16 protein-coding genes are annotated in these 18,369 nt (G+C 61.5%); 10 read left to right on the plus strand and 6 right to left on the minus strand.

The window, feature by feature from the left end:
* Positions 1 to 85 precede the first annotated feature (85 nt).
* Positions 86 to 454, minus strand: coding sequence for a four helix bundle protein (locus NKH28_RS29240; protein WP_352502066.1), 369 nt, complete (start codon positions 452 to 454; stop codon positions 86 to 88).
* Positions 455 to 520: 66 nt separating this feature from the next.
* Positions 521 to 1,954, minus strand: coding sequence for a glutamine synthetase family protein (locus NKH28_RS29245; protein ID WP_352457076.1), 1,434 nt, complete (start codon positions 1,952 to 1,954; stop codon positions 521 to 523).
* A 169-nt stretch (positions 1,955 to 2,123) separates the two neighbouring features.
* On the opposite strand from NKH28_RS29245, the gene NKH28_RS29250 reads away from it, so the two are divergent.
* Positions 2,124 to 2,840: an HAD family hydrolase gene (locus tag NKH28_RS29250; protein WP_352472713.1), complete on the plus strand. Its 717-nt coding sequence runs from the start codon at positions 2,124 to 2,126 to the stop codon at positions 2,838 to 2,840.
* A 32-nt stretch (positions 2,841 to 2,872) separates the two neighbouring features.
* Here NKH28_RS29250 and NKH28_RS29255 read toward each other — a convergent pair whose 3' ends face one another.
* Positions 2,873 to 3,262 (minus strand): ANTAR domain-containing protein, encoded by a 390-nt coding sequence (locus NKH28_RS29255; protein WP_245274728.1) that lies wholly within the window; start codon positions 3,260 to 3,262, stop codon positions 2,873 to 2,875.
* A 431-nt stretch (positions 3,263 to 3,693) separates the two neighbouring features.
* Between NKH28_RS29255 and NKH28_RS29260 the strand changes: the two genes are divergently transcribed.
* Positions 3,694 to 4,155 carry a RidA family protein gene (locus tag NKH28_RS29260; RefSeq protein WP_352981006.1) on the plus strand — a complete coding sequence of 154 codons (462 nt, stop codon included), beginning with the start codon at positions 3,694 to 3,696 and terminating at the stop codon, positions 4,153 to 4,155.
* A gap of 65 nt (positions 4,156 to 4,220) precedes the next feature.
* Here NKH28_RS29260 and NKH28_RS29265 read toward each other — a convergent pair whose 3' ends face one another.
* Positions 4,221 to 4,463 carry an SMc00767 family acetate metabolism repressor gene (locus NKH28_RS29265; RefSeq protein WP_023719402.1) on the minus strand — a complete coding sequence of 81 codons (243 nt, stop codon included), beginning with the start codon at positions 4,461 to 4,463 and terminating at the stop codon, positions 4,221 to 4,223.
* 78 nt (positions 4,464 to 4,541) lie between these two features.
* The gene (gene aceA / locus NKH28_RS29270; RefSeq protein WP_352969544.1) at positions 4,542 to 5,831 is read right to left on the minus strand and encodes an isocitrate lyase; all 1,290 of its coding nucleotides are present in this window, start codon (positions 5,829 to 5,831) and stop codon (positions 4,542 to 4,544) included.
* 238 nt (positions 5,832 to 6,069) lie between these two features.
* Here aceA and NKH28_RS29275 point away from each other — a divergent pair, with 238 nt between their 5' ends.
* The 7 genes from NKH28_RS29275 (at position 6,070) to NKH28_RS29305 (ending at position 14,209) form a co-directional block, all read left to right on the plus strand.
* Positions 6,070 to 7,521 (plus strand): helix-turn-helix domain-containing protein, encoded by a 1,452-nt coding sequence (locus NKH28_RS29275; protein ID WP_352821900.1) that lies wholly within the window; start codon positions 6,070 to 6,072, stop codon positions 7,519 to 7,521.
* 196 nt (positions 7,522 to 7,717) lie between these two features.
* Positions 7,718 to 8,617 (plus strand): DUF2167 domain-containing protein, encoded by a 900-nt coding sequence (locus tag NKH28_RS29280; RefSeq protein WP_352981007.1) that lies wholly within the window; start codon positions 7,718 to 7,720, stop codon positions 8,615 to 8,617.
* Positions 8,618 to 8,799: 182 nt separating this feature from the next.
* Positions 8,800 to 9,753: a DMT family transporter gene (locus tag NKH28_RS29285; protein WP_352981008.1), complete on the plus strand. Its 954-nt coding sequence runs from the start codon at positions 8,800 to 8,802 to the stop codon at positions 9,751 to 9,753.
* A 352-nt stretch (positions 9,754 to 10,105) separates the two neighbouring features.
* Positions 10,106 to 11,203 (plus strand): polyamine ABC transporter substrate-binding protein, encoded by a 1,098-nt coding sequence (locus tag NKH28_RS29290; protein ID WP_352981009.1) that lies wholly within the window; start codon positions 10,106 to 10,108, stop codon positions 11,201 to 11,203.
* A 73-nt stretch (positions 11,204 to 11,276) separates the two neighbouring features.
* Positions 11,277 to 12,416: an ABC transporter ATP-binding protein gene (locus NKH28_RS29295; RefSeq protein ID WP_352850982.1), complete on the plus strand. Its 1,140-nt coding sequence runs from the start codon at positions 11,277 to 11,279 to the stop codon at positions 12,414 to 12,416.
* A gap of 9 nt (positions 12,417 to 12,425) precedes the next feature.
* Entirely contained in the window at positions 12,426 to 13,394 is a 969-nt protein-coding gene (locus NKH28_RS29300) for an ABC transporter permease subunit (RefSeq protein WP_352981010.1), read from the plus strand.
* A complete protein-coding gene (locus tag NKH28_RS29305; protein WP_023677454.1) occupies positions 13,391 to 14,209 on the plus strand; it encodes an ABC transporter permease in 819 nt (272 codons plus the stop codon). The genes NKH28_RS29300 and NKH28_RS29305 overlap by 4 nt, the downstream gene beginning before the upstream one ends.
* Before the next feature lie 15 nt (positions 14,210 to 14,224).
* Here the strand turns inward: NKH28_RS29305 and NKH28_RS29310 are convergent, their stop codons facing one another.
* Complete coding sequence (locus tag NKH28_RS29310; protein ID WP_352472706.1) at positions 14,225 to 16,075, minus strand: AsmA family protein; 1,851 nt, start codon at positions 16,073 to 16,075, stop codon at positions 14,225 to 14,227.
* 283 nt (positions 16,076 to 16,358) lie between these two features.
* Here NKH28_RS29310 and NKH28_RS29315 point away from each other — a divergent pair, with 283 nt between their 5' ends.
* Positions 16,359 to 18,317, plus strand: a complete 1,959-nt coding sequence (locus NKH28_RS29315; protein ID WP_352981011.1) for an acetoacetate--CoA ligase — start codon at positions 16,359 to 16,361, stop codon at positions 18,315 to 18,317.
* Positions 18,318 to 18,369 lie beyond the last annotated feature (52 nt).

Here is an 18,369-nt window from a genome sequence, read left to right on the forward strand (position 1 = left end):
TCGTACCAGGAGCGGCCGGGGGAGATTGGGGATTGGTAAGTCATGATGCTCGGCTAGGGGAGTAGGGCAGTAGGGCAGTAGGTGTCTATTCAGCCGACAGCTTGCGGATCAGAAGCCGCAAGAGCTTTCCTACGCTCTCGCTGTGGGGCATCAGTGACTCGACCGCCTCGCGAGAGGTAATTCCAACCCTTTGCGCGATTAAAAGGTGTGTCTCCAGTTCCTTGAGTGATCCCTGGGCGATCCTGAGAAACTGCTGGTAGGAAGCTCGGCTTTCTCGGCCGTAACCCTCGGCGATGTTGGCGGGCACCGACGTTGCTGCCCGACGCACCTGACCCGTCAGCCCGTAGATCTCGTCTTTCGGCCAAGTCCTTGTCACCTGGTAGATTGCAACTGTTAGGTCCATGGCTTGCTGCCAAACGATCAGATCCCTGTAAGATGCGATCTTGTCCGTCATCCTTGCCCTACTGCCCTACTGCCCTACTGCCCTACTGCCATATTGCCCTACTCCCCTACTCCCCTACTACACATTCAGCAGCAAATACTCCCTCTCCCACGGGCTGATCACTTCCATGAAGGTTTCGAATTCCGCTCGCTTGATCGCCGCATAGGTGGCGGCAAATGACTTGCCGAGCAGCGCGCCGAGTTCTTCGTCTGCCTCGAACAGGTCGACGGCTTCGAGCAGGCTGCGCGGCAGGTCGATCTGGTCCTCGTTGGCGGTCGTCAGAACCGGCGGCTCGGCCTTGATCTTGTTGGTCATGCCGATCAGTCCGCAGGCAAGCGATGCCGCCAGCGCCAGATAGGGGTTGGCGTCGGAGGAGGGGATGCGGTTTTCGACGCGCCGCGCCGCCGGGTCGGAGCGAGGCACGCGGAAGGCCGTGGTGCGGTTGTCGTAGCCCCATTTGTTGTTGACCGGCGCCGAGGCCGACTGCGTCAGCCGCCGGTAGGAATTGACATAGGGCGCAAACATCACCAGCGCGTTGGGCACATGTTTCTGCATGCCGCCGATGAAGTGGAAGAAGGCCTCGGTCTCCGAGCCGTCCTCCGCCGAAAAGACGTTCTTGCCGGTCTTCTTGTCGATGATCGACTGATGGATATGCATGGCCGAACCGGGCTGCCCTTGGATCGGCTTGGCCATAAACGTGGCGTAGATCTCGTGCTTGAGCGCCGCCTCGCGGATGGTTCGCTTGAACATGAACACCTGGTCGGCGAGCTCGATCGGATCGCCGTGACGCAGATTGATTTCGAGCTGGCCGGCGCCCTCCTCGTGGATCAGCGTGTCGATCTCCAGGCCCTGGCTTTCGGAGAAATGGTAGATGTCGTCGATCAATTCGTCGAATTCGTTAACCCCGGCGATCGAATAGCCGGCGCCGCCGCCGATCGGCCGTCCCGATCGACCTACTGGCGGGGTCAGCGGATAGTCCGGATCGGGGTTCTTGCGCACCAGGTAGAACTCGATCTCGGGTGCCACGACCGGCCTCAGCCCACGCTTGTCATAGGCGGCAAGCACGCGCTTCAGCACGTTGCGCGGCGTGAACTCGACCGAGCGGCCGTCCTGGTGGACGAGGTCGCAGATAACCGCCGCGGTAGGGTCCTCCTCCCACGGCACCACCGTCAGCGTCGAGAGGTCAGGCATCAGCTTGAGGTCGCCGTCGTCCTCCGGATAGTGGAAGCCGTTGCCGTCCTCCGGATAGCCGCCGGAAATCGTTGTCATGAACACCGCCGAAGGCAGCGCCAGCGAGGTGTTGGAGGTGAACTTCTTCGATGGCATCATCTTGCCGCGCGCAACCCCGGCCTGGTCGGGTGTGATGCATTCGATATCTTCGATGCCGCGCCATTCCAGCCAGGCGCTGACTTCCTTCCAGTTCTTGACGCCACGTTGGTTTTTCACGAAGGCAGGCGTGCGGGCGCGTCCTCCGCGGCTCGACGGACGGACTTCCTTTTTTGCAGGCGGCATCAATCACCAGATTTGTTGCAGATTGTGGAGTATAGCCGTTGCCGGCGACGAAAGGGAAGGGGAGCCGGCTGGCGTCCGCCTCGACTAGCCGGGGAAACACAACGACTTCCGGATAAAAACATCCTGGTCTAGGGTCGGCGTCCCGCAACGCCGCAATTGAAGACGTCGAATGCAACACAGCCGCAAACTGACAACGATCGGCTTCGATGCCGACGACACGCTGTGGCAGAACGAACAGTTCTTCCGCGTGACCGAGAAGCGCTTTGCCGCACTGCTCGCCGATCACGCCGAGGAGGACCGGATTTCAGCAAGATTGCTGGAGGCCGAGAAGCGCAACCTCGCGGTCTACGGCTTCGGCATCAAGGGGTTCACGCTGTCGATGATCGAGACGGCGATCGACGTCACCGACGGCCAGGTGCGGGCCTCGACTATCGCCGAAATTCTCGCCGCGGGCCGCGAGATGCTCAGCCATCCGATCGAGCCGCTTCCGCATGCGCGCGAAACCGTGGAAAAGCTGGCCGGCGCCTACCGCCTGGTGCTGATCACCAAGGGCGACCTGTTCGACCAGGAACGCAAGCTCGCGCAATCCGGGCTGGGCGAGCTGTTTGATGCCGTCGAGATCGTCAGCGACAAGAGCGCGGCCACCTATAGCCGCATTTTCACCCGCCACGGCGACGGCCCGGAAAAGGGCATGATGGTCGGCAACTCGCTCAAATCGGACGTCGTGCCGGCCATCGAAGCCGGCAGTTGGGGCATCCACGTTCCGCATGATCTGACCTGGGTGCTGGAACATGTCGAGCCGCCGGTCTCGGCACCACGCTTTCGCCAGATAGCCAATCTCGGTGAACTGCCGGGCTTGATCGAGCGTATCGGCGAGATTGATTGATCAGGTCTGCAGCCGAGGCATCACGGTAGGCGTCAATTGCGGCTAATTGCGATCAGCCGGTCGATCACCGGCTGCAGCCGTTCGGTGGTGATCGGCTTGACGACCACTGCGTCGATGACGCTGGACAGGCCCAGGCTCTCCGGCGTGCCGGTCTTGACTGAAAGCAGGATCACCGACGGAAGCGATCTGCCTGACGCCCTTCGCAGTGCATCGATACCCGACAGCAAGGCGTCGCAGTCCCCGTTCTCCGCACCGCCGTCGAGAACGACAGTCCCGGGAATCAGCGCGTGCAAGGCCTTTGCCGCGGTTTCGGGAGTTTCCGAGATCGGTTTGAGGCCGGACCGCTCCACGATTTTTGAAACCACGACGCGGTTGATCGGTGATTTTCCGACCACCAGCACCCGCGAGAAATCCGGGAGCATCCGCGTCTCCACGTCCCGGCTGACGAAAGGCAGCTGTTTTGCAGTCTCGATGTCGCGATTCGCAGGGCACATGGCGGGGCAGGCCGTTGTTCAATGTTTCAATGCAGGGTTGAAACTCGAGAGGTAATTGGCGTGAGATCACTGCTCATGTCAAGCTCAAATGGCGTATCAGGAGAATATCTCAAGAAACATTAAAATTAAAATTAAGTGCTTTTCTTTGCCGCCGCTCGAAAGGAGAAGTCGCCACCACAACCGGGCAGGCTCAGCTAAGTTTGGCTGTGCAGCGCGAACGCGTCAACTAGCAGCTATAGCCAGATTGACGAAAGGTTGGATGAAGTCGAGGCAAGTCTGTCGCGAGCTTGTCGCATCGCCTCGCCGGACTACCCTTCCTCGTTGGCTACGCACGTCTCTTTGATCGACGGGAGATGACAATGGAACTCGTGACTCACAAGAAATTCAAAAATGGCCGGTTGATGCCATGGGGAAAGGGTACGGTCGTTACCGGCGCGAAGGGGTTTGTCTACCTTTCCGGAAACACCGCGACCGCCGAGGACTACGATCCGATCGGCAAAAGCGGCGGCGGCGCCATTGGCGATGCAGCGGCACAGTGGCGCACAATTCTCACCAATATCAAATCAGACCTGGAGGAGCTTGGCAGTGCGCTCGAGCATCTCATCAGGCTGACCTTCTTCGTTAAGGGACCGTTTCCCGATGGCGGCGTTTTGAGCTCTCCCAATTTTCGCCTGGACGTCTTGGACGAATTCTTTGCGGTGCACTGCCCGAAGCACTGCAGCTACAACAACCCGCCGCCCTCGGAAGTTATTGGCGTTGCAGCGCTTGCGCAGCCTGATCTTGTCATTGAAATCGTTGCACTAGCGGCTCTGCCGGATTAGGCAGGGCCGCTGCCTGCGAGGTGCGATAGCCCGCGTTCAAAAAAGGCGCGGTGCGGTAGAATTCATTAGTCGTGGCTCCGCTGTGTGACGATAACCGGGATCAGCAGATCGCCCCAATTGCCGTCGCCGCCATGGTGCCGTGCCGAGCGCACCAGTTCGACCGAGACGCCGGCCTCGACCGCCTTCATTACCGACTGATTGAGCCTGTGCAGATCGTTCGCCAGCATGCGGATGGTCGCCTGCTGGTCGACATTCATGCTGGTGGCCTGCTCTTCGGCCCGTTCCTTGACGCGGCTTATCGATGCCATTGGTCTTCTCCCTGTGTTGCCTTGCCTGTTGTGTTGCCATGCCCGCTTGGGCGTTCCCTCTGTCTGTCTGCTGTTCCGCTATTCCGCCGCCGGCCTGAATTGGGCGTGCTCGGTCGATCCATGCATGGCCGTGGTCGAAGACTGGCCACCGGTGATCGCCATTGAGACGGCGTCGAAATAGCCGGTGCCAACCTCGCGCTGGTGCTTGGTGGCGGTATAGCCATTGGCTTCCGCGGCGAATTCCGCCTCCTGCAGTTCCGAATAGGCTGCCATCTGCCGCTCCTTGTAGCCGCGGGCGAGCTCGAACATGCCGAAATTGAGCTGGTGGAAACCGGCCAGCGTAATGAACTGGAACTTGTAACCCATGGCGCCGAGTTCCTTCTGGAATTTCGCAATCGTCGCGTCATCGAGATTCTTCTTCCAGTTGAAAGACGGCGAGCAATTATAGGCAAGCAGCTTGCCCGGATGGTGCTTGCGCACGCCTTCGGCAAACGTCCTGGCCTGCGCCAGATCGGGCCTGGAAGTCTCGCACCAGATCAGGTCCGCATAGGGCGCATAGGCGACGGCGCGGGCGATGCAGGGCTCGATGCCGTTGCTGACATGGTAGAAGCCCTCCGCCGTGCGGCCGGCGCCATAATCGACGAAGGGTCGGTCGCGTTCGTCGATGTCGGAGGTCAAGAGCTTTGCCGCTTCAGCGTCGGTGCGCGCCACGACCAGCGTCGGCGTGCCCATGACGTCGGCGGCAAGCCGCGCGGCGTTGAGGTTGCGGATGTGTGCGGCGGTCGGGATCAGTACCTTGCCGCCGAGATGGCCGCATTTCTTCTCCGAAGCCAGCTGGTCCTCGTAATGGACGCCGGCCGCACCCGCCTCGATGAACGCCTTCATGATCTCGAAGGCGTTGAGCGGCCCGCCGAAGCCGGCTTCCGCGTCGGCGACGATCGGCGCGAACCAGGTGTCGACCGACAGCCCGTTGCCTTCCGAAGTCTCGATCTGGTCGGCGCGCTGTAAGGTGCGGTTTATGCGCTTGACCAGTTCGGGCGCGGCATTTGCGGGATAAAGCGACTGGTCCGGGTACATGGCGGAAGCGGTGTTGGCATCGGCGGCGACCTGCCATCCTGACAGATAGATCGCTTTCAGCCCGGCCCGCACCTGCTGCATCGCCTGGTTGCCCGACATGGCACCCAGCGCGTTGACGAAATCCTCTTCATGGATGAGCTGCCACAGCCGGTTTGCCCCCATTTCGGCGAGGCTCTGCCGGATCTGCACCGAGCCGCGCAGCCGCTTCACGTCGTCCGGCGAATAGGGCCTTTCGATGCCATCAAAGCGGCCTTGCGGCGCCGACGGGACGAGGTTGTAAAAGTCGGTCATTGATCACTCCAGGCGGTTTTGATGCCGGTTTAGGAAGGCGTCGCAGAGGGAAAATATGTGCGCCATATGTGTGACACCATTTACACGTCGGCACGACGCAAGCGAGGCAAACCTCCTGATCAGTCATAAAATAAGGGAAAACCTGTGTTGTGTTTGACTGATGAGAGCTGTAAATCTGTCATGATTGTAAAGACAGCCATGCCATCGGCGGATGTAAATTTCTGTCAAGGAAACTCGATTGGCCGACCACAAAATCTTTGCCGGGCCGCGCATTCGTCGCATCCGCAACGCCAAGGGGCTGACCCAGACGGCGATGGCCGAAGGGCTCGGCATCTCGCCGTCCTATCTCAATCTCATCGAGCGCAACCAGCGGCCGCTGACGGTGCAACTGATCCTGAGGCTGGCAACCGTCTACAAGGTCGACCCACATGAATTGCAGGGCGAGGCGAGGGGGTCGGTCGCCGATTTGAAGGAAGTGTTTTCAGATCCGTTGCTGGCCGGCGAACTGCCGGGCGACCAGGAACTCATCGAGCTTGCCGAGGCGGCGCCCAACGCTTCCACCGCTGTCATAAAGCTGTTTCGCGCCTATCGCGAGCAGGCCGAGCGATTGTCGGATATCAACGAGCTGCTCGCGCGTGAGGGCAAGGCCACCGCCCTCTCCGGTGCCAGGCTGCCGATCGACGAGGTGCATGAGATTTTCGAACGCCGGCCGAACCATTTTGCCGCGCTCGAAGAGGAAGCCGAGGCATTCACGTCGGTGCTCGATCCCGGCGACGATCTGTTCAGTGCGTTGAAGGCTTGGCTGCGGCGTGAATTCGGCATCGTCGTCAAGGTACTGCCGGTCGCCACGATGCCCAACTGGCGGCGTCGCTATGACCGTCACTCGCAGCGCCTGTTCCTGTCCGAGCGGCTGTCGCCATTCGATCAAGTGCGCGAGGTGGCGATGGAGGCCTGCCTGATCCGCATGAGCGTCGCTGTAGCTGCCGAGATCCAAGTGCTGAAGCTGACCACGGACGAAGCCCGCCGGCTGGCGCGTTTCGAGCTCGGCCGCTATGCCGCGCACGCTCTGATGATGCCTTATCAACCTTTTCGCGCCGCTGCGGTCCGTGCCCGCTATGACATCGACATGTTGCGGTCGCGCTTCGGCGTCTCTTTCGAGCAGGCGGCGAACCGGCTGACCACGCTGCAGCGGCCGGGTGCGTCGGGTGTGCCGTTCTTCATGCTCGAGGTCGACAGTGCCGGCAATCGGTTCCGCAAGGCGGGCAGCCACGGCTTTCCGCAAAGCCGCTTCGGCGGCGGCTGTCCGAAGCTGCCGGTCCATGCCGCCTTCGCCCAGCCCGGCCAGATCCTGGTCGAGGCAGTGGAAATGCCCGACGGTGCGGCGTTCCTCTGCATGGCCCGCACGCTCGAAGGGCCGCAGGGCTCGTTTGCCGAGCGCCCGCGGCGCACGGCGCTGTTGCTCGGCTGCGACATCGGTTTTCGCGACGAGGTCGTCTATGGAGCGGCATTGCCGGGGCCGGCCGCCATCGGCAAGACCGGACAGAGCGCCGCTGCGCTGGCGACGCCGGTCGGCCCTGCCTGCCGGCTGTGCGAACGCATCGGCTGCCTCGCCCGCGCCGAGCCACCCGTTACACGTCCGCTCGGCCTCGACGAGATGGTCACGGGACTGTCGGCGTTCGATTTCCAGTGATTCGGCTCCAGCAATATTGCGGCTGAATCTTCGACCAAAGGACCTCATCTGTTCCTGCGGCGGCAACCAGTAAGCTGGTTCGCGGTTGCCGGCCAAAATATTGGTTCAGCCAAAATATTGATTCAGCCGAATATTGATTCAGCATTGACGGTACGGTATCAAAAAAAAGAACTGCGCAACGGTCGGGGGATCAATCATGGGCAGGACAGTTTTTTGGCTTGGCTTGGCGCTCGCGTTTTTGGCCGATCCCGCATTGGCTGAAAAGTCCTCGGATTTCTTCAATTCCTATCAACACTACAATGATGCCGGCAAGGCGTTCCTGGACAAGATCGATCCGAAGACCGGCGCGATAAATCTTGCCGAAGGCATCCATCTCGACCTCAAGGACAAGTTCTATTTTCTGGACAAGAAGGACACGCTCTCCGTCCTCACCGAAGCCTGGGGCAATCCGCCCGACTCTGGTTCCGATGCCCTCGGCATGATCTTTCCAGTCTCCCATGATCCCATTGCCGACAACAATTGGGGGATAGAGCTGCGCTGGGAAAAGATCGGTTACGTCGACGACAGCGACGCCGCGTCCATCGATTACAATGAACTGCTGCGCAACATGCAGTCAGACACTCTGTCCGGCAACGATCAGAGGGTAAAGGATGGCTATGCGCCCATTACGCTGATCGGCTGGGCGTCGCCGCCGGTTTATGACGCGGCCCACAAGCGCCTGCACTGGGCCAAGGAGCTGCAATTTGGCAACGATGCCGCCCATACGCTCAACTACGACGTCCGTTTCCTTGGCAGGGAGGGCGTCTTCGTGATGAGCTATATCGCGACGGTGGAACAATTGCCGGAGATAAGGCAAAGCCTGGATGAGGTGCTTGGCCTCGCGGACTTCAATACCGGCAAGACATACGCCGATTTCGTGCCGGGCGTCGATACGGTTGCGGCGATTGGCGTCGGTGGCCTGATTGCCGGCAAGCTGGCGGCGAAAGCAGGTTTTCTGGTCGTGGCGCTGATCGCGCTGAAAAAGTTTGGCCTGCTCCTGCTGGTTCCGCTGGCCGGTCTCTGGCGTTTTATCCGCGGCAACAAGAGCACCTCGTAACGCATCATCGACAAGTCGCCTCGGATCATCGCCGGGCGAGGGGCGAGGCGCCCTCATCAGTGCGCCAAACGGAACATCGAACTGGATCACGCCCGGCCTTCTGCTTTGCGTTACGCGAATGAGGCACGTCTCTGTCGTCCATTGCACATCGTGCTGCTCCGAATTCGCCGACAGTCATACCCATGACCGATACCGCATCATCTCCGGTTGCCGCTTCGCCGATCGTGTCGCCGCAAGGCGAACGCGTCGGCTTCCTGCTGGTATTCCTGTCGGCGTTGATGTGGAGCTTCGGCGGCAGCATTGCGCGCTTCATCGACAACGCCGACAGCTGGACGGTGGTGTTCTGGCGCTCGGTCTGGGCCGCCGCCTTCCTGCTCTGCTTCATGGTCTGGCGCGATGGCTGGCGTGGCACGCTGAAGCTGTTTCGCGGCATGGGCCTGGCCGGCCTTGCGGTGGCGTTCTGCTTCGCCACGGCGTCGACCTCTTTCGTCGTGGCGCTTGCCTATACCACCGTCGCCAACATCCTGTTGATGCAGGCCGGCGTGCCGCTTCTGGCGGCGCTGTTTGCCTGGGCGCTGTTTCGCGAACGGGTGGCGGTGGCGACCTGGGTGGCGATCGCCGCCGTTATTGTCGGCGTCGCCATCATGGTGTCGGAATCGCTCGATGGCGCGGTGTCGCCAATCGGCGACGGGCTGGCGCTGCTCATCGCTGTCATGTTCTCGATCGCCACCGTCATCACGCGCCGCTTTGCCCATGTGCGCATGACGCCGGCGACCTGCCTCGGCACGATGCTGGCGGCCGCCTTTGCGGCATCGCAGGCGTCGGCGCTGGGCGTCTCCAGCCACGATATGGGCTTCCTCTTTGCCTTTGGCGTGATCAATCTGGGACTCGGTCTCGCCTTCTTCGCCACCGGTGCCCGGCTTGTTCCGGCCGCTGTGGCGGCGCTGCTCGGCACGTTCGAACCGATCCTTGGTCCGATCTGGGTCTGGCTCATTCATTCCGAGATGCCGTCGGCGCGTACCATCGTCGGCGGTGCCGTCGTCGTCACCGCGCTCCTCGTCCATATCGGGCTCGAATTCAAGCGCCAGACGCGGCCCGCGCGAGCGGGCGTCACCGGTGTGCCGTCACCAAATTGATGCAGTGCGCGCGTCAAAGCGAGATGAACCATTGACAACGTCGCAGCCGCGCGGGCAGGCTGCGATCACGGCAACAACAAGACAGGCGTATCTTGCCAAGTCTCCATGCCGGCCGCATCGAGGCCGGACAATATCGTCGTCTCCCTGCCCGCGCCGTAGCGAAAGCTTCCGACGGCGTCGGAACACCACCAACGCCACGCCAGGTCTTCGCTGTCGGCTCGCCGCCGAACCATAATGGCGCCGGCAATTCGCGCTTGTCGCCTGCCTGCAAGCCCAATACCTTGAAGCAAATGCCCAGCCGCGCGGACGCCGCGACGAGCTGGCGACGGAACACTCATCAAAGGAGAATAGCATGACCCGCAAAGCGCTCTGGCTTTCGGCGACTTCGGCGTTTCTGGCAGTTTTTACCTTGGGCGCGCATGCCGAGGATCGCGTCGTCAACGTCTTCAACTGGTCGGACTATATCGACAGTTCGATCATCGACGACTTCACCAAGGAAACCGGCATCAAGGTCGTCTACGACACTTTCGATTCCAACGAGATCCTGGAAACGAAACTGCTCGCCGGCGGCAGCGGCTACGATGTCGTCGTGCCCAGCGGCAATTTCCTTGCACGCCAGATCCAGGCGGGTGTGTTCCAGAAGCTCGACAAGTCGAAACTGCCGAACATTTCAAATATGTGGGACACGGTCATGGAACGGACCGCCAAATATGATCCCGGCAACGAATATTCGATCAACTACATGTGGGGTACGGTTGGCATCGGCTACAACATCAAGAAGGTGCAGGCAGCGCTCGGCACCGACAAGATCGACAGCTGGGACGTGTTCTTCAATCCCGAAAGCCTGGCCAAATTGAAGGACTGCGGCGTCTATGTACTGGATTCGCCGGCCGACATCATACCGGCGGCACTGAAATATCTGGGCCTCGATCCGAACAGCACGTCGCCCGATGAGATTGCCAAGGCCGAAGAAACCTTGCTGAAGGTCCGGCCCTATATCCGCAAGTTCCACTCCTCCGAATACATCAACGCCCTGGCCAATGGCGACATCTGCCTGGCGGTCGGCTGGTCGGGTGACGTCTTCCAGGCCCGCAACCGCGCGGACGAAGCCAAGCAGGGTGTCGAGATCGGCTACTCGGTGCCGAAGGAAGGTGCCCAGATGTGGTTCGACCAGATGGCGATCCCGGCCGGTGCAGCGCATGTCGCCGAAGCGCATGAGTTCCTGAACTACATGATGAAGCCCGAAGTGATCGCCAAATCGTCGAACTATGTGCTCTATGCCAACGGCAACAAGGCTTCGCAGCAGTTCATCGACAAGGCGATCCTGGAAGATCCGGCGATCTATCCGGATGCAGCCACCTTGCAGAAGCTCTACACCGTATCGCCTTACGATCCCAAGACCCAGCGGATCATCACCCGCACCTGGACCAAGATCGTCACCGGCCAATAGCAATCTGACCAGGCCCCGGCAGCCGTTGCCGGGGCCGCTTTCTCATGGGGCAAGCAGCAGGACGGAGTGGGACATGAAATCGCTTGGCAGCATCCGCAGGGATTTTGCGCCATGGAACGATCCGAACGCCAAGCCATACATCCAGTTCGACAACGTCACCAAGAAATTCGGTGAGTTCACGGCGGTCAACAACCTGTCGCTGACCATTTTCGAGCGCGAATTCTTTGCCTTGCTCGGGGCCTCAGGCTGCGGGAAATCGACGCTGCTCAGGATGCTCGCCGGCTTCGAGGAGCCGACCGCTGGCCGCATCCTGCTCGATGGCCAGGATCTGCGCGGCATTCCGCCCTACCGGCGGCCGGTCAACATGATGTTCCAGTCCTACGCCTTGTTTCCGCACATGACGGTCGAGAACAATATCGCCTTCGGCCTCAAGCAGGAAGGCATGGCCAAGGCCGACATCGACAAGCGCGTCGCCGAGATGCTGAAGCTGGTCAAGCTCGAGCAGTTCGCCAAGCGCAAACCGCACCAATTGTCGGGCGGCCAGCGCCAGCGCGTCGCACTCGCGCGCTCGGTGGCAAAGCGGCCGAAAGTCCTGCTGCTCGACGAGCCACTTGGCGCGCTGGACAAGAAGCTGCGCGAGGAGACCCAGTTCGAGCTAATGGACCTGCAGCAGAACCTCGGCCTCACCTTCGTCGTCGTCACCCATGATCAGGAAGAGGCGATGACGATGGCCGACCGCATCGCCATCATCGACAAGGGCGAGGTGATGCAGGTGGCGACGCCGGCCGAGGTCTACGAGGCGCCGGGTTCCCGCTTCGTCGCCGGCTTCGTCGGCAATGTGAATATGTTCGACGGCAAGATCGCGGCTGGCGAGGCCGGCAGCGCGAGCATCGATGCCGGCAACGGCATCACCATCCGGACCGAAAATGCCGGCAGTGCCGCGGCCGGGACATCCGTCACCTTCGCCATCAGGCCGGAGAAGATCAAGGTGTCCTCCATAAAACCGGCCGGTGCCGTCAACGCCATCGAGGGCGAGGTCTACGACATAGCCTATCTCGGCGACATGACCGTCTATCACGTCAGGCTGAACGACGGTCAGGTGGTGCGGGCGAGCACCATGAACGCGGCACGTCTCACCGAGGACCCATTGACCTGGAACGACCGCGCCTGGGTTTCTTTCCGCCCCGACGCCGGCGTCGTCCTGACACGGTAGAGACTGATCATGTCCGCTGTCACTGCCGCAACAAGCTCTCCGGCAAGCGCTGCCGGCAAATCCGCCTTGGTCAGGCTGGGAGCGGCGTTCGTTAGCCGGCTCGTCATCATCATCCCCTACCTCTGGCTGCTGTTCTTCTTTCTCGTCCCTTTCATCATTGTCTTCAAGATTTCGCTGTCGCAGACTGCGATCGCCATGCCGCCCTACACGCCGGTGCTCGATTTCCGCAGCGGCATTTCCGGGTTTATCTCGGAATTCGGCGCGCTCAATTTCGACAACTATACCTGGCTGACGCAGGATGCGCTTTACTTCAATGCCTATGTGACGAGCGTCATCGTCGCCGCCATCTCGACGGTCCTGACATTGCTGGTCGGCTATCCCATAGCCTATGGCATGGCGCGCGCCCCAGCGACGATTCGCCCGACCTTGCTGATGCTGGTGATCCTGCCGTTCTGGACCTCGTTCCTGATCCGTGTCTACGCCTGGATCGGCATCCTTAAGCCCGAGGGCCTGCTCAACCAGCTGCTGCTCGCCACCGGCATCATCAGCCAACCGCTGATCATCCTCAACACCTATACGGCGATCTTCATCGGCATCGTCTACTCCTATCTGCCGTTCATGGTGCTGCCGCTCTATTCGTCCTTGGAGAAGATGGACCATTCTCTGATCGAGGCCGCCAAGGATCTCGGCTGTCCGCCGACCAGCGCCTTTTGGAAGATCACCTTCCCCCTGTCGCTGCCCGGCGTCATCGCTGGCTGCCTGCTGGTGTTCATTCCCGCCGTCGGCGAGTTCGTCATTCCCGACCTGCTCGGCGGCTCGCAGACGCTGATGATCGGCAGAACGCTGTGGAACGAGTTCTTCGCCAACCGTGACTGGCCGGTGTCCTCCGCCGTCGCCGTTATCTTGCTGCTGCTGCTGATCGTGCCGATCATGCTCTTCCAGCGAGCCCAGGCGCGCGCCCAGGAGCAGGACCAATGAACGCGACCTGGAGCCGCTTCAACATCATTTCGATCGTGCTCGGCTTTGCCTTTCTTTACCTGCCGATCGTCCTGCTCGTCGTGTTCTCTTTCAACGAATCGAAGCTGGTCACCGTCTGGGGTGGCTTCTCGACGAAATGGTACGTGTCGCTGTTCCACAACCGGGGTCTGATGGACGCCACCTGGGTGACGGCCCGCGTCGGCGTCATCTCGGCAAGCGTGGCGACCGTGCTCGGCACGCTGGCGGCGCTCACCTTGACACGCTACACGCGCTTTCGCGGCCGGCTTCTGTTTTCCGGCATGGTGTTTGCGCCGCTGGTCATGCCGGAAGTCATCACCGGCCTGTCGCTGCTGCTGCTCTTCGTCGCCGTCGGCCTCGACCGCGGCTTTCTGACGGTGACGCTTGCCCACACCACGCTAACCATGTGCTTCGTTGCGGTGGTGGTTCAATCGCGCCTGATCACGTTCGATCGTTCGCTGGAAGAGGCCGCGATGGACCTCGGTGCGCCACCGGTGAAGACCTTCTTCCAGATCACGCTGCCGGTTATCATGCCGGCTATCGTCTCCGGCTGGATGCTGGCCTTCACGCTGTCGCTCGATGATTTGGTTATTGCCAGCTTCACCTCGGGACCCGGCGCCACGACGCTGCCGATGAAGATCTACAGCCAGGTCCGCCTTGGCGTGACGCCGGAAATCAACGCAGCCTGCACCATCTTGATCGCGGTCGTCGCAGTTGGCGTGATCATCGCTTCGCTCGCAAACAAACGCCGCGAGGTGCAGCGCCAGCGCGACGAGCAGGCCGCGCAGCGCGGTTGAAGCTGCTGCTGCTGCTTACTCTCCCGAAACGCCGCGGCTTATCGGCGAGATGAACGGCGTGCTCCACGTTCCGCCGACGAAGAAGGACGACTGATTGGGTCCCTGGCCGTTCGTCTGCGTGGCAGCCTGGCTCGGCTGGACGATGCCGCCGGACAGCGCCAGCCCGCGTCCGGCATAGGATGCGATGCCGGAAAGCCAGATCTTGTATTGCGCGGAATTCACCTCGGCCTTGTCGATGCGCGCCACGCCGTTCGAAATGCTCGCCTTGAGCTCGGCCCCGTCGATCGGCAGCGTTCCGTCCGAGACGTCGTCCAGCGCGAAGAATCCGCCCTGTTCGGTGTGCTTGAGGAACGCCGGCAGGTTAAGCCGGCTCAGCGCACCCGCGCCGAACGTCGCGGACAGCGAGCCATTGGCGTTTTCGAAAATCGAGTCCCAGGTTCTGCCAGGCCCTTTGAGGATGACCGAAACGGTTCCAGTGCCGATCGGCACCAGCCGTGTCATCCCGGCCGCGGTGCCGAAAGCGCCGCCGTCGATATCGGAAGCAAGCAGCCGGATCTCGACTTCCGTGCCGGCGGGCTTGCGGTCGAAACGGACGCTGCTCTGGACGTTGCCGCCAAAGGCGGATGCATCCGAGATATCGAAGACGGCAAGGCCGTTCTTGACCTGGGCAGTGGCAGCGACGTCGGCAAGCTGGATGGCGCCGGCGGTGGCATGCGCCGCCGACAGCCTGAGATCGAGATTGATCCGGTCGGCGAAGCTTGTGTCGATTTCGCCCGGGCCGGTGCCGCCGGCGGATGGTACCGGCGTAAAGGCGGAGAGAAATGATCTGAGGTCGAGCGTATCGAAGGCAAGTGTGCCGGAGATCACCGGCAGTGCCTCACCATAGGTGAAGTCCAGCGCACCCATTCCCGGGTTGTTGTCGAGGGTCAGGGCCGTGTTTTCAAATTTGACGCGCCCGGCCGTCGCCGTGATCTTGCTTGAAACCGAGATCGAGCCGATTGCGGCACCGGGCGCGATGCCGGCCTGCGACCATTCGAGCACGCGTCGGAGCGAAGGTGCGGCGAATTTTGCCTGGCCGTCGAAATAGCCGTTCTCCGACATGCTGGCGCGGCCGTCGAACGAAAAACTGGCCGGTGCCGCCTTGAAGGAAAATGTGGCCGGTGCTGTGCCGCCACCAAACAGCACGAGCGGGTTCGGCGATGCGGCGTCGATGGCAACACTTTCGCCGCGCCATATCCCGGTCGCCGACAGCGTCGCATTGCTGTTCATCGCGGCCCAGTTCGCCTGGCCGCTCAGGCTGCTCAATATCTCCTGGTCCTTGCCGCCGATGGCAGCCACTACGCGGCCGTCCCTGAACTCGACTGTGCCGAACGGATCTGTCGGCAGCTTGCCGAGATCCGGCTTGGCGGGATTTGTGTTGATCACCGCGCGGGCAGCATCGATCGAACGCGTAATGCGCCCGCCGCTGGGAATCGCAGGCAGGAAAAACCCGCTCGCGGTACGCTGAACCCGGATCGTCGGTCGTACCAGCCGCGCCGTCGAAAACACCACATCGCCACGCAGCGCCGCCATCGCTGAGAGGTCGACCTCGACCCGTTCGGCCTCGACCACGGGCGGCGCATCCGTCTCTGTCCATTGCGACAGCGTCACGTCGCTCAGGATCGCCCGGAAATTCGGCCAGACCTCGATACGCGGCGCGCCGTCGATGGTGACCCGGAAACCGCTCCACGCGCTCATTTCCCACGCGATACGGTCGCGTACGATGCGGGTCGAGGCGATCAACGGCAAGGCTGCGACAACCAGCGCGATGACGATGACGGCTGCGCCGATCGCCCATATTCCGCGTCGGATCAAAGGTGATGGCATATCGCCCCGTATGCTTCCATTCCGACAAAATCGCCCGACGGGTGTAACCGACGGCTGACGCATTTCAAGTCTTTATGGCCCGGCGATGGCATTTGCGCACACCCTGACCGGCGCGGTCCAACAAAATCTTGCTCTGCTGCATCGCGATATGCATAAGCGATGCCAATGCATGTCGCCCAAAAGTGCCCAGCGGTTTTGGGATAAACGACATGTATAAAGACAAAAGTTTAAAGCGCGTCGCGTGAATCTCTTCAAACGTGACGTGCTTTGAGGAGGAACAAAGATGGCTGACGACGCACCGCTCTGGATCCCGACGCAAGAGCAGATCGACGCGGCGCCGATGACCGCCTTCATGAACGCCGCGGCGAACATGGCCGGCAAGTTTTTCTCCTCCTATGCCGACCTGCATCGCTGGTCGATCGATGATCGCGAGACCTTCTGGAGCCTGGTCTGGGACTTTTGTGGCATCGTCGGCGACAAGGGCGAACGCGTGCTGGTCGATGGCAACAAGATGCCCGGCGCGACCTTCTTTCCTGAGGCAAAGCTGAACTTCGCCGAGAATCTCCTCAAGAAAACCGGGCTTGGCGACGCAATCGTCTTTCGCGGCGAGGACAAGGTCGAGCGGCGGCTGTCCTGGAACGAGCTGCATGCGCTGACCTCGCGCCTGCAGCAGCTTTTCCTGTCACTCAAGGTGAAGAAGGGCGACCGCATCGCCGCGATGATGCCCAACATGCCGGAGACCGTTGCTGCGATGCTGGCGGCCGCCTCGATCGGCGCGGTCTGGTCGTCCTGCTCCCCAGATTTCGGCGAGCAGGGGGTTCTCGACCGGTTCGGCCAGATCGAGCCTGTCGTGTTCATCGCGCCGGACGGCTACTGGTACAATGGCAAGGCAATCGAAGTCGCCGACAAGATCGCGGCCGTGGCGGGCAAGCTCGCCACCGTCCGCAAAGTCCTCATTGTCGACTATCTCGGCACCTCGCTCGACGTCGCCGCGACCATCGGTAAGGCGGCTGCGCTGGAAGAGGCGCTGTCACCCTTTGCCGCAAGGCCTGTCGCCTACGAAAGGCTGCCGTTTTCGCATCCGCTGTACATCCTGTTTTCATCGGGCACGACCGGCATTCCCAAATGCATTGTCCATTCGGCCGGCGGAACGCTGATCCAGCACGTCAAGGAAGAACGGCTGCATGCCGGCCTGCTCGACGGCGACCGCTTCTTCTACTTCACCACCTGCGGCTGGATGATGTGGAACTGGCTGGTGTCGGGCCTGGCATCGGGCGCCACCTTGCTGCTCTACGACGGCTCGCCGTTCTACCCGGACGGCAATGCGCTGTTCGACTTCGCCGATGCCGAAAAGATGACCTATTTCGGCACCTCGGCCAAATTCATCGATTCCGTGCGCAAGGCCGGCCTGAAGCCGATCCGCACGCATGATCTTTCCAGCGTGCGCACCATCTCATCGACCGGCTCGCCGCTATCGCCGGAAGATTTCCGCTTCGTCTATGAAGGCATCAAGAAGGACGTGCATCTGGCTTCGATTTCCGGCGGCACCGATATCGTCTCCTGCTTCGTGCTCGGCGTGCCGATCGAACCGGTATGGACCGGCGAGATCCAAGGGCCCGGGCTCGGCCTTGCCGTCGATGTCTGGGCCGATGACGGCCGCCCGCTCCGCCAGGAGAAGGGCGAGCTCGTCTGCACCAAGGCCTTTCCGGCAATGCCGATCGGCTTCTGGAACGACCCTGACGGCAGGAAATACAAAGCCGCCTATTTCGAACGTTTCGACGATTTCTGGTGCCACGGCGATTTCGCCGAATGGACCGTCCATGGCGGCCTGATCATCCATGGCCGTTCCGACGCCACGCTCAATCCGGGCGGTGTCAGGATCGGCACGGCGGAGATCTACAATCAGGTCGAGCAGATGCCGGAAATCCTCGAAGCGCTGTGCATCGGCCAGGATTTCGACAATGACGTGCGTGTCGTGCTGTTCGTGCGGCTGGCGGCCGGCGTTGAGCTCGATGCCGAGCTGGAAAAACGCATCCGCGCGAAAATCCGCACCGGGGCGAGCCCGCGCCACGTGCCGGCCAAGATCGTCGCCGTCAGCGATATTCCGCGAACCAAATCGGGCAAGATCACCGAGCTCGCGGTACGCGACATGGTGCACGGCCGCGCCATCAAGAACAAGGAAGCGCTCGCCAATCCCGAAGCGCTCGAGCTGTTCCGCAACCTGCCGCAGCTTGCCGACTGACCCCGGGATCCAAGGTAGGAGCTGTTTTGAGGTCTCCGGTATCGTTAACAAA

This window comes from Mesorhizobium sp. M1227 (assembly GCF_040318315.1).
In the GTDB taxonomy this organism is placed as follows: domain Bacteria; phylum Pseudomonadota; class Alphaproteobacteria; order Rhizobiales; family Rhizobiaceae; genus Mesorhizobium.

Bases quoted from the DNA above. Each gene is read 5' to 3' on its own strand.
- NKH28_RS29280 (WP_352981007.1), top strand. From the start codon at position 7,718: ATGGGCAGGACAGTTTTTTGGCTTGGCTTGGCGCTCGCGTTTTTGGCC.
- NKH28_RS29305 (WP_023677454.1), top strand. From the start codon at position 13,391: ATGAACGCGACCTGGAGCCGCTTCAACATCATTTCGATCGTGCTCGGC.
- NKH28_RS29265 (WP_023719402.1), bottom strand. From the start codon at position 4,463: ATGGCATCGATAAGCCGCGTCAAGGAACGGGCCGAAGAGCAGGCCACC.
- NKH28_RS29245 (WP_352457076.1), bottom strand. From the start codon at position 1,954: ATGCCGCCTGCAAAAAAGGAAGTCCGTCCGTCGAGCCGCGGAGGACGC.
- NKH28_RS29310 (WP_352472706.1), bottom strand. From the start codon at position 16,075: ATGCCATCACCTTTGATCCGACGCGGAATATGGGCGATCGGCGCAGCC.
- NKH28_RS29240 (WP_352502066.1), bottom strand. From the start codon at position 454: ATGACGGACAAGATCGCATCTTACAGGGATCTGATCGTTTGGCAGCAA.
- NKH28_RS29285 (WP_352981008.1), top strand. From the start codon at position 8,800: ATGACCGATACCGCATCATCTCCGGTTGCCGCTTCGCCGATCGTGTCG.
- aceA (WP_352969544.1), bottom strand. From the start codon at position 5,831: ATGACCGACTTTTACAACCTCGTCCCGTCGGCGCCGCAAGGCCGCTTT.
- NKH28_RS29255 (WP_245274728.1), bottom strand. From the start codon at position 3,262: ATGCTCCCGGATTTCTCGCGGGTGCTGGTGGTCGGAAAATCACCGATC.
- NKH28_RS29295 (WP_352850982.1), top strand. From the start codon at position 11,277: ATGAAATCGCTTGGCAGCATCCGCAGGGATTTTGCGCCATGGAACGAT.
- NKH28_RS29260 (WP_352981006.1), top strand. From the start codon at position 3,694: ATGGAACTCGTGACTCACAAGAAATTCAAAAATGGCCGGTTGATGCCA.
- NKH28_RS29250 (WP_352472713.1), top strand. From the start codon at position 2,124: ATGCAACACAGCCGCAAACTGACAACGATCGGCTTCGATGCCGACGAC.
- NKH28_RS29315 (WP_352981011.1), top strand. From the start codon at position 16,359: ATGGCTGACGACGCACCGCTCTGGATCCCGACGCAAGAGCAGATCGAC.
- NKH28_RS29300 (WP_352981010.1), top strand. From the start codon at position 12,426: ATGTCCGCTGTCACTGCCGCAACAAGCTCTCCGGCAAGCGCTGCCGGC.
- NKH28_RS29290 (WP_352981009.1), top strand. From the start codon at position 10,106: ATGACCCGCAAAGCGCTCTGGCTTTCGGCGACTTCGGCGTTTCTGGCA.